General features: G+C 72.2%; 13 protein-coding genes. 6 read left to right on the top strand and 7 right to left on the bottom strand.

What is annotated here, in order from left to right; all coding sequences use genetic code 11:
- Window positions 1–111 precede the first annotated feature (111 nt).
- Complete coding sequence (locus ACFYS8_RS15865) at window positions 112–1,077, top strand: TetR/AcrR family transcriptional regulator C-terminal domain-containing protein (RefSeq protein WP_387641181.1); 966 nt, start codon at window positions 112–114, stop codon at window positions 1,075–1,077.
- Here the strand turns inward: ACFYS8_RS15865 and ACFYS8_RS15860 are convergent.
- Entirely contained in the window at window positions 1,050–2,114 is a 1,065-nt protein-coding gene (locus ACFYS8_RS15860) for an ATP-dependent DNA ligase (protein ID WP_387641178.1), read from the bottom strand. The two genes, ACFYS8_RS15865 and ACFYS8_RS15860, sit on opposite strands and share 28 nt — an antisense overlap.
- Window positions 2,115–2,232: 118 nt before the next feature.
- Here ACFYS8_RS15860 and ligD point away from each other — a divergent pair, with 118 nt between their 5' ends.
- Window positions 2,233–3,225: a non-homologous end-joining DNA ligase gene (gene ligD, locus ACFYS8_RS15855; RefSeq protein ID WP_387641176.1), complete on the top strand. Its 993-nt coding sequence runs from the start codon at window positions 2,233–2,235 to the stop codon at window positions 3,223–3,225.
- Window positions 3,226–3,232: 7 nt separating this feature from the next.
- On the opposite strand, the gene ACFYS8_RS15850 is transcribed toward ligD, so the two are convergent.
- Window positions 3,233–4,027 carry a class II aldolase/adducin family protein gene (locus tag ACFYS8_RS15850; RefSeq protein WP_387641173.1) on the bottom strand — a complete coding sequence of 265 codons (795 nt, stop codon included), beginning with the start codon at window positions 4,025–4,027 and terminating at the stop codon, window positions 3,233–3,235.
- A 156-nt stretch (window positions 4,028–4,183) separates the two neighbouring features.
- On the opposite strand from ACFYS8_RS15850, the gene ACFYS8_RS15845 reads away from it, so the two are divergent.
- Entirely contained in the window at window positions 4,184–5,284 is a 1,101-nt protein-coding gene (locus tag ACFYS8_RS15845) for a helix-turn-helix domain-containing protein (protein WP_387641170.1), read from the top strand.
- A gap of 75 nt (window positions 5,285–5,359) precedes the next feature.
- Here ACFYS8_RS15845 and ACFYS8_RS15840 read toward each other — a convergent pair whose 3' ends face one another.
- From ACFYS8_RS15840 to ACFYS8_RS15825, 4 genes are all read right to left on the bottom strand, one after another.
- The gene (locus tag ACFYS8_RS15840) at window positions 5,360–5,596 is read right to left on the bottom strand and encodes a chaplin (RefSeq protein WP_387641167.1); all 237 of its coding nucleotides are present in this window, start codon (window positions 5,594–5,596) and stop codon (window positions 5,360–5,362) included.
- A gap of 119 nt (window positions 5,597–5,715) precedes the next feature.
- Complete coding sequence (locus tag ACFYS8_RS15835; RefSeq protein WP_387641164.1) at window positions 5,716–6,444, bottom strand: succinate dehydrogenase/fumarate reductase iron-sulfur subunit; 729 nt, start codon at window positions 6,442–6,444, stop codon at window positions 5,716–5,718.
- On the bottom strand, window positions 6,441–8,384 hold the full coding sequence (locus ACFYS8_RS15830; RefSeq protein ID WP_387642151.1) for a fumarate reductase/succinate dehydrogenase flavoprotein subunit: 1,944 nt from the start codon (window positions 8,382–8,384) through the stop codon (window positions 6,441–6,443). The genes ACFYS8_RS15835 and ACFYS8_RS15830 overlap by 4 nt, the downstream gene beginning before the upstream one ends.
- Before the next feature lie 215 nt (window positions 8,385–8,599).
- A complete protein-coding gene (locus ACFYS8_RS15825) occupies window positions 8,600–9,331 on the bottom strand; it encodes a succinate dehydrogenase cytochrome b subunit (protein ID WP_387641161.1) in 732 nt (243 codons plus the stop codon).
- A gap of 84 nt (window positions 9,332–9,415) precedes the next feature.
- Between ACFYS8_RS15825 and ACFYS8_RS15820 the strand changes: the two genes are divergently transcribed.
- Genes ACFYS8_RS15820 through ACFYS8_RS15810 form a run of 3 tightly spaced genes read left to right on the top strand, consistent with a single transcriptional unit; the run spans window position 9,416 to window position 11,524 of the window.
- The gene (locus tag ACFYS8_RS15820; protein WP_387641159.1) at window positions 9,416–10,339 is read left to right on the top strand and encodes a LysR family transcriptional regulator; all 924 of its coding nucleotides are present in this window, start codon (window positions 9,416–9,418) and stop codon (window positions 10,337–10,339) included.
- A gap of 51 nt (window positions 10,340–10,390) precedes the next feature.
- Window positions 10,391–10,933 (top strand): MOSC domain-containing protein, encoded by a 543-nt coding sequence (locus tag ACFYS8_RS15815; RefSeq protein WP_387642148.1) that lies wholly within the window; start codon window positions 10,391–10,393, stop codon window positions 10,931–10,933.
- Window positions 10,934–10,942: 9 nt separating this feature from the next.
- Window positions 10,943–11,524, top strand: a complete 582-nt coding sequence (locus ACFYS8_RS15810) for a hypothetical protein (RefSeq protein ID WP_387641156.1) — start codon at window positions 10,943–10,945, stop codon at window positions 11,522–11,524.
- 6 nt (window positions 11,525–11,530) lie between these two features.
- Here the strand turns inward: ACFYS8_RS15810 and ACFYS8_RS15805 are convergent, their stop codons facing one another.
- Window positions 11,531–12,097, bottom strand: coding sequence for a Uma2 family endonuclease (locus tag ACFYS8_RS15805; protein WP_387641153.1), 567 nt, complete (start codon window positions 12,095–12,097; stop codon window positions 11,531–11,533).
- Between the last annotated feature and the right edge of the window lie 107 nt (window positions 12,098–12,204).

Below are 12,204 nucleotides of genomic sequence, written 5' to 3'. Positions count from 1 at the left end.
GATTGCTGCACTAGTGCACTAGTGCGCTCCAGGGCCGCCCGAACCCTGGTACGGTGCCGAGTCCGGCAGCTAGCATGGGCCGACTGGTGCACTAGTGCGGAGGTGGAGCGGGTGGACCGCTACGAACAGATCGCGGGCGAACTCCGGCAGCGGATCGAGCGCGGCGAGCTGCGGCCCGGCGACCGGGTGCCGTCCACCCGGGAGATCACCCGCCGCTGGAACGTGGCGATGGCCACCGCCACCAGGGTGCTGGCGGAGCTGCGCGGCCAGGGCCTGGTCCGGGCGGTCCCCGGCGTCGGCACGCTGGTCGCCGAGGCCGCCGCGCCCGCTCGGGCGCAAGCGCCGGCCCGGCCCGCCGCAGGCGAGCGGCAGATCCCCCGCCGGCTCACCGTGGAGGGCGGCCTGACGCCGGATCGGATCGTCGCGGCGGCAGTGGAGATCGCCGACAACGAGGGCCTGGAGGCGCTGTCGATGCGCCGGGTCGCGGCCGAGCTGGACGCCGCCACCATGTCGCTGTACCGGCACGTCCCCGACAAGGACGGCCTGGTCAACCTGATGATGGAGCAGGTCTTCGCCGCCGTCAGGTTCTCCGCCGCCGACGCCGAACTGCCCTGGCGGGCCCGGCTGGAGCTGGCCGCCCGGCTGATCTGGGACCTGTTCCGGGCGCACCCCTGGCTGGCCTCCGCGCTGTCGATGACCCGCCCCCAACCGCTCTCCAACGCCCTGCCGTTCGGCGAGTGGGTGCTGTCCACCCTGGCCGCCGAGGGCCTGGATCTGCAGACGGTGCTCACCGCCTACCTGACGCTGTTCAACTACGTCCGCGGCACCGCGCTCAACCTGGAGATGGAGGCCGCCGCCGAGGCCGCCACCGGCCAGGACGCCGAGGCCTGGATGGACCAGCAGGAGCCCCAGTTCATGGAGCTGGTCGCCGAGTACCCCACCTTCCTCCGGCTCACCACGGAGGGCTACGACTTCGACCTCGACCAGCTCTTCGACTTCGGCCTGCAACGCCTGCTGGACGGCTTCGCCGCGCTGATCAACTCGGCCGCTCAGCCCAGTAGTTCGCCCAGGTCGTAGGAGACCGGCTCCTCCAGCTGCCCGTACGTGCAGCTCTCCGGCGTGCGGTCCGGCCGCCAGCGCTTGAACTGGGTGGTATGCCGGAACCGGGTGCCCTCCATGTGGTCGTAGCCGACCTCGGCGACCCGCTCGGGGCGCAGCGGCACCCAGGACAGGTCCTTCTTGCCGGTCCAGCGGCTGACCGCACCAGGCAGCCGGCTGCTCGCCTGGGCCTGTTCGTCCGCCCAGGCCCCCCACGGGTGGCCCGCCAGGTCGTCGGCGTCGAGCCTCAACGGGGCGAGTTCTTCGGCGAGTTCGCGGCGGCGGGCCATCGGGAAGGAGGCGCTGACGCCGACGTGCTGGAGCCGTCCGTCGGGGTCGTACAGGCCGAGCAGCAGGGAGCCGACCACGGGGCCGCTCTTGTGTTCGCGGTAGCCGGCCACCACGCAGTCGGCGGTGCGGGCGTGCTTGACCTTGAACATGGTGCGCTCGCCGGGCCGGTAGGGGGCGTCGAGCGGTTTGGCGACCACGCCGTCCAGTCCGGCGCCCTCGAAGCGGGAGAACCAGCCGCGGGCGGTGTCCAGGTCGGTGGTGGCGGGGGCCAGGTGGACCGGCGGGGCGGCGTCGGCCAGCAGCTGGGCGAGTTCGGCGCGGCGTTCGACCAGCGGGCGGGCGGTGAGATCGTCGTCGTCGAGGGCGAGCAGGTCGAAGGCGACCAGCGAGGCGGGGGTGCGCTCGGCGAGGGTGCGGACCCGGGACGCGGCGGGGTGGATGCGTTCCAGCAGTTCCTCGAAGTACAGCCGTCCGTCGTGCGCGACGACGATCTCGCCGTCCACCACGCACCGCTCGGGCAGCTGCTCCCGGACGGCCTCCACCACCTCGGGGAAGTACCTGGTCAGCGGCTTGCCGGTGCGCGAGCCGAGTTCGATCTCGTCGCCGTCGCGGTACACGATCGCCCGGAAGCCGTCCCATTTCGCCTCGTACTGCATGCCGGGCGGGATCGCGGTCACGGCCTTCGCGAGCATGGGCGAGACCGGTGGCATCACGGGTAGCTGCATGCCTCCGATGGTCCCCGGCCCGCCCGCGGCGCCACGGCGTGTCGGGGCGCCCGGCGTGTCGTCCACCCTGCCGTACCGCAACGCGCGGTGCGTGGGCGGGCCGCCTAGCGTGGACGGCATGGCTTCTGCTGTGGAACTGGAGGTCGGCGGCCGGACGGTGCGGCTGTCCAACCCGGACAAGGTGTACTACCCGGAGCCCGGGTACACGAAGCGGGACGTCGCCGAGTACTACCTGGCCGTCGCCCCCGGGGCGCTGCGCGGCCTGCGTGACCGGCCGACCACGCTGCAGCGCTTCCCGGAGGGCGTGGACGGAGAGTTCTTCTACCAGAAGCGCGCGCCGAAGGGCCGCCCGGAGTGGCTGCCGACCGCGCGGATCGCCTTCCCGTCCGGTCGCAGCGCCGACGAGATCTGCCCGACCGAGGAGGCCGCCGTGCTGTGGGCGGCCAACCTCGGCTGCCTGACCTTCCACCCGTGGCCGGTGCGCCGTGCGGACACCGAGCACCCCGACGAGCTGCGCATCGACCTCGACCCGCAGCCCGGCACCGACTTCACCGACGCGGTCCGCGCCGCGCTCCAACTGCGACCGCTGCTGGAGGAGTTCGGCCTGACCGGCTGGCCGAAGACGTCCGGCGGCCGGGGCCTGCACGTGTACGTGCCGATCGAGCCGCGCTGGACGTTCACCGACTGCCGGCACGCCGTCATCGCGCTCGGCCGCGAACTCGAGCACCGCACCGGCGGCGAGGTCACCACCAAGTGGTGGAAGGAGGAACGCGGCGAGCGGATCTTCGTCGACTACAACCAGATGGCCCGCGACCGCACCATCGCCTCCCCGTACTCGCTGCGCCCCCGCCCGCAGGCCACCGCCTCCACGCCGCTGCGCTGGGAGGAGATCGAGCAGGTCTCCCCCAGCGACTTCACCCTGCGCACCGTGCCCGAGCGGTTCGCCGAACTCGGCGACCTGCATGCCGACATGGAGCGCCGACCCGGCTCCCTGGAACGCGTGTTGGAGCTGTACGCGCACCAGGACGCGGGTGACCTCCCCTACCCGCCGGACCACCCGAAGATGCCGGGCGAACCGCGCCGGGTGCAGCCGAGCCGGGCCAGGAAGTGACCCGCCCTCACTCGAAGAGATCGGGCTGTTCGCGGGTGATCTGGTCGTACAGCGGCTGGTAGTTGACCCAGCCGGCCAGGTCGTTGCCGATCTGCCGGTAGGTGAGGGCGGCGTTCTCGGGCGAGATCGGGATGGTGGGGCCGGCGGCCTGCGCGAGCAGCTGGACCTGGCAGGAGCGCTCCATGGTGATGAACCACCAGGCGGCGGCGTCCACGGTGCTGCCGACGGTGAGCAGGCCGTGGTTGCGCAGGATGACGGCCTTGTGCGGGCCGAGCGCGGTGGCGATCCGCTCGCCCTCCTCCAGGTCGGTGACCAGGCCGGTGTAGTCGTCGAACAGGGCGTGGTCCTGGTAGAAGGCGCACACGTCCTGGGTGATCGGCTCCAGTCGGCGGCCGAGCGCGGACAGCGCCCGCCCGTGGGTGGAGTGGCTGTGCGCGGCGGCGACCACGTCCGGGCGGGCCCGGTGGATGGTCGAGTGGATGACGAACGCGGCCTGGTTGACCGGGTAGCGGCCCTCCACCACGGTGCCGTGGTGGTCGACCAGCACCAGGTCGCTGACCTTGACGTGCTTGAAGGACATGCCGAACGGGTTGACCCAGAAGTGGTCGGTGAGTTCCGGGTCGCGGGCGGTGATGTGCCCGGCGACGCCCTCCTCGAACCCGAGCTTGCCGAAGATCCGCAGGGCGGCGGCCAGGCGTTCCTTGCGGTGGCGGCGCTCCTCCTCGACGGTGTCGAAGGTCGGCGGCAGCCGGAAGATCAGGTCGCCGGGCAGGCGGTCGAGCAGGGATTCGGTGTCAGACATGGCGGGTGACCTCTCCGTGGGGTGCGGGGCGGGCACAGCTCACCAGGGCCGGGCGGGCCGGGCATAGGCTTGCGGCGCCCAACGTGAACGGCACCGGTTGTCCGCCGGGGCCAACCACAGACGGGGACCGGGCAAGCGCAGGAGGGGGGACGGCCGGTGGAGGCGTTCGTGCGGCTGGTCGCCGGGCGCACCGAGGACCCGGAGGTGCTCGCGGCGGCGGTGCGGGCCGCGCGCGCCGCGTCCGAACTGGTCGCCGCGCTGCCGGAGCGCGAGGTGCGCCGGCACACCCGGGCCCTGCTGGACGGGGTGCGCTCGGCGTTGCAGGGAGACGGCGAGCCGGGGGTGCAGGCGCTCGCGGCGGCTGCCCTGCTGGGTTCGGACCGGGCGCGGCAGGGGGTGCCGGTGGCGGCGCTGCTGGACGGTTTCCAGGCGGGGCGCTCGCACCTGGTGGAGGCGGTGATCGCGGAGGGCCGCCGGTGCGCCGTCCCGGCGGACGAGCTGCTGGACGGCGTGACCCGGATCGATCACATCACCATCACGCTGGCTCGCCGGATGGTTCAGGAACACCGGGTGGCGGAGCTGGCGGCGGCCCGCACCGCCCGCGAGGGGCACGCCCTGACGCTGCGTCAACTCCTGCACGGGGAACCGGTGGAGGCGCTCGGTGCGCCGCTTTCGCCGACCGGCCGGTACCGGTGCGTGGTGACGGCGGTGAGTGATCCGGCGCTGGCGGGGCCGCTCGAGCAGGCCCTCGTCGCGGCCGGTCCCGGCCTGTGCGGTTTTGTGGACGGCCGGCTGGCGGCGCTGACCGGACCCATGCCTGTCCTGCCGTTCGACGGCCCGACCACCGTCGTCACGCCGCCTGCCGAACCGTCCGCTCTGGCCCCCCTGTACGCGCTGGCCCGGCACGCCCTGCGGGCCGCCGAGTCGGCCGGCCTGACCGGCCTTCACCGGCTGGCCGACCTCGCCCTGCTCACCGCCACGCCCGCCGACGGCGAGCTCGGCGCCCTGCTGGCGGGCGACCTGCTGGGCACCCTGGACCGGGCCGATCCCTTCCACCGGGAACTCGCCGTCACCGCTCTGGCCCAGCTGACCCACGGCGGCCGCACCGACCGGACGGCCGCGGAGCTGCACGTGCACCCCAACACGGTGAAGTACCGGCTGCGGCGGCTGCGCGAGCTGACCGGCGCCGACCCGCTGACCGGCGGCGTCGAGCACACCGCGCACTGGTGGTGGGCGCTGCGGAGCTGGCTGGGCTGACTGCGGGGTGCCGCCGCGGGCCCGCCCGCAGTGCGCGGCGGGCCCGAGCGGCACACGGACCTGCGGGGCGGTCGGTCACTCGTTGACGCAGATGTTCCCGACCGCCGGGTTGAACGCGCCGATAACGTTGATCGTGTTGCCGCAGACGTTGAGATCCAGGTCGATGGGGACCTGGATCAGGTTGCCGGAGAGGACGCCGGGCGAGTTGGCGGCCACACCGTGCGCGGTGGCGTCGGCGACGGCGGAGCCGGCCCCGACGAGCAGGCAGGCCACGGCGAGTCCGGAAGCGGCGAGGGAGGTGCGAACACGCATGATTTCTCCAGGTGTGATGATCCGATAAGCGGACCTCGATCACACCTGTTCGAACCGCGCCAACGCCCACATTGCACAGATCGTGGGCGTGTCCATCGGCCGAGCCCGCCCGGGTCCGGTCAGCTCCGCAGGAACTCGCGGTTGAGCCGGGCGATTCCGGTCAGCGGGATGCCCTTGGGGCAGGCGGTGGCGCACTCGCCGGTGTTGGTGCAGCCGCCAAAGCCCTCGTCGTCCATCGCGCCCACCATGTTCCGTACCCGCGAGGCGCGTTCGGGCGCGCCCTGCGGGAGGACGTTGAGGTGGACCACCTTGGCGGCGGTGAACAGCATCGCCGAGCCGTTGGGGCAGGCGGCGACGCAGGCCCCGCAGCCGATGCACTCGGCGTGCTCGAAGGCGAGGTCGGCGGCTTCCTTGGGGACTGCGGTGGCGTGCGCCTCGGGGGCGGCACCGGTGGGTGCGGTGATGTAGCCGCCGGAGCCGATGATCCGGTCGAGGGCGGAGCGGTCCACCACCAGGTCGCGCACCACGGGGAAGGCGCCGGCCCGCCAGGGTTCGACGTCGATGGTGTCGCCGTCGTTGAAGTGCCGCATGTGCAGCTGGCAGGTGGTGGTGCGTTCGGGGCCGTGGGCCTGGCCGTTGATGACCATGCCGCAGGCGCCGCAGATGCCTTCGCGGCAGTCGTGGTCGAAGGCGACGGGGCGCTCGCCGCGCAGGATGAGTTCCTCGTTGAGGGTGTCCAGCATCTCCAGGAAGGACATGTCCTCGCTGATGCCGGAGACCTGGTAGATCGTCATCTCGCCCGGGGTGTCCGGGCCCTGCTGGCGCCAGATGCGCAGGGTGAGGTTCACGCGTAGCTCCGCTGGGTGGGGTGGACGTGCTCGAAGGCGAGCTCTTCCTTGTGCAGGACGGGCGCTCCGCCGGTGCCGGCGAACTCCCAGGCGGCGGCGTAGCTGAACTCCTCGTCCCGGCGGGCGGCTTCGCCCTCGGGGGTGGCGGATTCGGTGCGGAAGTGGCCGCCGCAGGACTCGCTGCGGTGCAGCGCGTCCAGGCACATCAGTTCGGCGAGTTCGAAGTAGTCGACCAGCCGATTGGCCTTCTCCAGCGCCTGGTTGAGCTCGGCGCCGGTGCCCGGGACCTTGATCCGCCGCCAGAACTCCTCGCGCAGTTCGGGGATCCGGACCAGCGCGTGCCGCAGGCCGGCCTCGTCGCGGGCCATTCCGCAGTTGTCCCAGAGCAGTTCGCCGAGTTCGCGGTGGAAGGAGTCGGGGGTGCGGTCGCCGTCCACGGACAGGATCAGGTTGAGCCGGTCCGTCACCTCGGCCTCCACCTCGGCGAGTTCGGGGTGGTCTCCGGGGACGGGGTCGAGCGGGGTGCGGCCCAGGTAGTCGTTGAGGGTGGGCGGCAGCACGAAGTAGCCGTCGGCGAGGCCCTGCATCAGGGCGCTCGCGCCGAGCCGGTTGGCGCCGTGGTCGGAGAAGTTGGCCTCGCCGATCGCGAACAGGCCGGGGACGGTGGTCTGCAGGTCGTAGTCCACCCACAGGCCGCCCATCGTGTAGTGGATCGCCGGGTAGATCCGCATCGGCACGGTGTACGGGTCCTCGGCGGTGATCCGCTGGTACATCTCGAACAGGTTGCCGTACTTGGCCTCGACGGCGGCCCGGCCGAGCCGGGCGATGGCGTCGGCGAAGTCCAGGTACACCCCCTGCCCGCCGGGGCCGACGCCGCGGCCCTCGTCGCAGACCACCTTGGCGGCCCGGGAGGCGATGTCGCGGGGCACCAGGTTGCCGAACGCCGGGTAGATCCGCTCCAGGTAGTAGTCCCGCTCGTCCTCGGGAATCTGCCCGGGCGGCCGGGTGTCGCCCTTCGCCTTCGGCACCCAGATCCGGCCGTCGTTGCGCAGCGACTCGCTCATCAGCGTCAGCTTGGACTGGTGGTCGCCGGAGCGCGGGATGCAGGTCGGGTGGATCTGCGTGAAGCACGGGTTGGCGAAGTACGCGCCGCGCCGGTGCGCGCGCCAAATGGCCGTCGCGTTCGAGTTCTTGGCGTTCGTCGACAGGTAGAACACGTTGCCGTAGCCGCCGGTGGCGAGCACCACGGCGTCCGCCAGGTAGGAACGGATCTCGCCGGTCACCAGGTCCCGGGCGACGATGCCGCGGGCCCGGCCGTCGATCACGATCAGGTCGAGCATCTCGGTGCGCGCGTGCAACTCGACGTTCCCGGCCGCGATTTGCCGTGACAGCGCCTGGTAGGCGCCGAGCAGCAGCTGCTGGCCGGTCTGGCCGCGGGCGTAGAAGGTGCGGGAGACCTGGACGCCGCCGAACGAGCGGGTGTCGAGCAGGCCGCCGTACTCGCGGGCGAACGGCACGCCCTGTGCCACGCACTGGTCGATGATCTCCACCGAGACCTGGGCGAGGCGGTGCACGTTGGACTCGCGGGCGCGGAAGTCGCCGCCCTTGACGGTGTCGTAGAACAGCCGGCGGATCGAGTCGCCGTCGTTGCGGTAGTTCTTCGCTGCGTTGATGCCGCCCTGCGCGGCGATCGAGTGAGCGCGCCGCGGGGAGTCCTGGAAGCAGAACTGCACGACGTGGTAGCCCTGTTCGGCCAGTGTCGCGCCGGCCGCGCCGCCGGCCAGGCCGGTGCCGACCACGATCACGGTGTGCTTGCGGCGGTTCGCCGGGTTGACCAGCTTGGCCTCGAACCGCCGCTGGTCCCAGCGCTGTTCGATCGGCCCGGCCGGGGCCCGGGTGTCGGCGACGGGCGCGCCGACTGTGTAGTCGAGGTAGCTCATCGGGGCCTTCCCGGAAGTCGTGCCGTGGGCGGTCTGCCCGTTGTCGTGGGCGCTCGTCGGGCCGGTCCCGCCGGCGTCGTGGGCGGTCTGCCCGTTGTCGCGGGCGCTCGTCGGGCCGGTCCCGCCGGCATCGTGGGCGGTCTGCCCGTTGTCGCAGGCGCTCGTCGGGCCGGTCCCGCCGGCATCGTGGGCGGTCTGCCCGTTGTCGCGGGCGTTCATCGGACCAGTCCGGTCATCACGGCGACCGGCACCGACGCGAAGCCGACGGTCAGCAGCAGCGCCAGCGCGTTCGCGGCGAACTTCAGCACCCGGTCGCGGCGCGGGTTGTTGACGCCGAGGGTCTGCGCGGCGCTCCAGAACCCGTGCCGGACGTGCAGCCCGAGCGCGAGCACCGCCAGCAGGTAGATCCCGCCGCCGTACCAGGTCGAGAACGAGGCCACGATGTTCTGGTACGGGCGGCCCTCCTCGGCGGCCGGGTTCACCGTCAGCGTGGTCAGGTCGAGGATGTGCCAGACGATGAACAGGCCGAGGATCACCCCGCCCCAGCGCATCGTCCGGGTCGCGTAGCTGGCCCGCCGCCGCCGGTGCACGTACTGCTGCGGGCGGGCCCGCAGGTCGCGGCGGGAGAGCTGGTAGGCGGCCACGCCGTGCGCCACCACGGCCGCCAGCAGGACGGCGCGGGCCAGCCAGAGGAACCAGCCGAAGTGCAGCAGCGGCTGGCCGATGGTGCGCAGCCAGTGCGCGTAGCCGTTGAGGTCGTCCGGGCCGAAGAACACCTTGAGGTTGCCCAGCATGTGGGCCACCAGGTAGGCGAGCATCAGCAGCCCGCTGACGGCCATCACCGCCTTCTTGCCGACGGAGCTGCGCCACAGTGCCGCCGCGGCGGACGGATGCCGACCGGGAGTGGGGGTCCGGTTCACCCGGTTTGTCCGGGTAGCAGAAGCCATGGGCATGACGGTAGGCCCGGTGCGCAGGAGCTGTCCAAGACATGAAAGCGCTGCCCACAATAGGAAATGCCTATGATGGCTGCTGTGCAGTTGCAGCAGCTCGCCTACTTCGTCGCCGTCGCCGACGCCCGGCACTTCACCCGGGCCGCCGAACTGACGCACGTCTCACAGCCGTCACTCTCGCAACAAATCCGTTCACTGGAACGTGAGTTGGGCGCGGAGCTGTTCCACCGCTCGCGCTCCGGCACCTCGCTGACCGATGCCGGGCAGGCACTGTTGCCGCTCGCCCGGCGCATCCTGGCCGACGCGGAGAGTGCCCGGCGGGCCGTCGCCGAGACGGTGCAGCTGCGCCGGGGCCGGGTCCGGTTCGGGGCGCCGCCCTCGCTCTGCGCCAGCCTGGTGCCCGAGGTGCTGCGCGCGTACCGGGCGCTGCACCCCGGGGTGGACCTGCGGCTGACCGAGGGCGGCTCGCGCGACCTGGTCCGCGACCTGGAGGCCGGCGAACTCGACCTCGCCCTGATCATCGCCGCGCCGTCCGCCACGCCCCCCGGCCTGTCCGTCACGCCGCTGCTGCACGAGGACCTGGTGCTGGTCTCCGCCGAGCCGCTCCCCCGCCGCCGGGCCCGGATCGCCGACCTGCGCGGCCAGGGCCTGGTGATGTTCCGGGAGGGCTACGACGTCCGCGAGACCACCCTCGCCGCGTGCCGGGCCGCCGGCTTCGAACCTTCCTACGCCGTCGAGGGCGGCGAGATGGACGCCGTGCTGGCCGCCGTCCGGGCCGGTCTCGGGCCGGCCGTCGTCCCCGGCATGGTCGCCGCCCGCTCCGGCCTGTGCTCCGCCCCCTTCGCCCCGCCCGGCCTGGGCCGCACCATCGCCCTCGCGCACGGCCGCGACCTCCCGCTGACCCGTGCCGCCACCGCCTTCCGCGGCACCCTGCTCGCCTACCTGGTCGACGCCGACCGCGCCGGCTCCCTCCCGCCGGGTACCCGCCTGCTACCGCCGGACTGACCGCGGCCTACCCTTGTGCTCCGCGTGTTCGTTCGACGAGAGGCGGTCCGGATGTCCGGCAGCGTGGTGGCGGTCAGCAGCAATGGCGAATACTCCTTCAGCAAGCCCAACCGGACGGGCATCCGCCTGCTCGAGGGCCTCGGCGTCGAGGGCGACGTGCACTCCGGCGTCACCGTCAAGCACCGCTCCCGGGTCGCCCAGGACCCGACGGTGCCGAACCTCCGCCAGGTCCACCTGATCCACGCCGAGCTGTTCGACGAGCTGGCCGAGGCCGGATTCACCGTCGCCCCGGGCGAGTTGGGCGAGAACGTCACCACCCGCGGCATCGACCTGCTCGGCCTCCCGGTCGGCACCCTGCTGCACCTCGGCCCGGAGGCGGTGGTCGAAGTCACCGGCCTGCGCAACCCATGCGCGCAGATCGACAACTTCCAGCACGGCCTGCTCAAGCAGGTGGTGTTCCGCGACGAGAACGGCGACACCGTCCGCAAGGCGGGCATCATGGGCATCGTCCGCACCGGCGGCCCGATCCACCCCGGCGACACCATCACCGTCACCCTCCCGGACGGCCCGCACCGCCCGCTCGAGCGGGTCTGACGGCCCGGCATGAACGTTCCCGAACTGCTGGAATCCGCCGGCCTGTTGGTCCCCCAAGGAATCGCCACCGAGAACGACCTCACGATCGACGACGTCTGGGACTACCTCGCCCACGACGAGTGGGAGATCGCTCTCGACCTGCTCGAGGACCTCGGCGACGCCCACCCGCTGCCGCTCGCTTTCTGGGAGACCCTCGGCACGGCCGCCGAGCAGATGCAACTGAAGACCAGCGCGGCCTGGTGCCACTGGCGCCACTACGAAACCCGCCACGGCATCATCCGGGTCGACCTCACCCTCCTCCCCGCCACCGAGAGCCGACGCCAGACCCCCTTCTCCGGAGCCGGCGACCTCCGCCCCATGTGGAACATCGGAAACCGCACCCCCACCGGCGACCCGACCCTCGACATCGCCCGCCTCTGGGTCGAACACACCCCCACCCTCGGCCCCGGCGAACGCTCCTCCGCACGCCTCGCCCCCCTCACCCCCACACAGTGGCGACACCTTCAGCCCGGCGCGACGATCACCATGCACGAAGACCGCACCATCGCCGGAACGGCCGTCGTCCTGGAGCTGCTGCCGCCAACCGCATAGCTCCCGTCAGAACCGGCTGGTGTCGAGCTCCAGATCGAACGGCGCGGGCAGCCGAACGGCGCTACCGAAGGGGTGCGGGCCGTCGATTTCCTGGTAGCCCAGACGTCCGGGGGCGGAGAAGACGGTGCACTCGCGCTGTTGACGGTCCACCAGCAGGTAGATCGGGGCGCCGTACTGGCCGCAGCGGCGGCGCTTGGTGGTGCGGTCGGTCTCGCCGTTCGACGGCGAGGTGACCTCGACCACCAGCAGGGTCTGATCGGGCAGCAGGGCACCCTCGGTCTTCCCGGCGAGCTCGGCCGGGACCACCGCCAGGTCGGGGATGAACCAGTTCTCGCTGCCCGGCAGGTCGAGGTTGCCCGACCCGGAGACCAGGCCGAGTTCCTCCAGACGCGGGGTGAGCTGCCGACGAACCACCTCGGCGGCGTTCTCGTGCGCCCAGGACGGCGACATGGGCGTAATGACTCCCTCGATGATCTCGGCGCGATCACCCGCGACGTGCTGAACGGCGTACTTCAGAGCCCTCTCGGGGTCACTGACGCGATAGTCCCGGGGGACATGGGCTGCCGTGCTCATGGCGCACCTCCTCTGTTCCCGCCCGATTCTCCTCCGAAAGCCACGCCCACGCGTCGAACCAGCAGGCCGTTCACCGTTTCGGGTTCGCGGCCTTGGGCGGTCTCTCG

Origin of the sequence: Kitasatospora sp. NPDC004615 (assembly GCF_042873545.1) — a bacterium.
Taxonomy (GTDB): Bacteria; Actinomycetota; Actinomycetes; order Streptomycetales; family Streptomycetaceae; genus Kitasatospora.
Note: the sequence above shows the minus strand (reverse complement) of the source record. Positions and strands in the feature narration are given on the sequence as shown.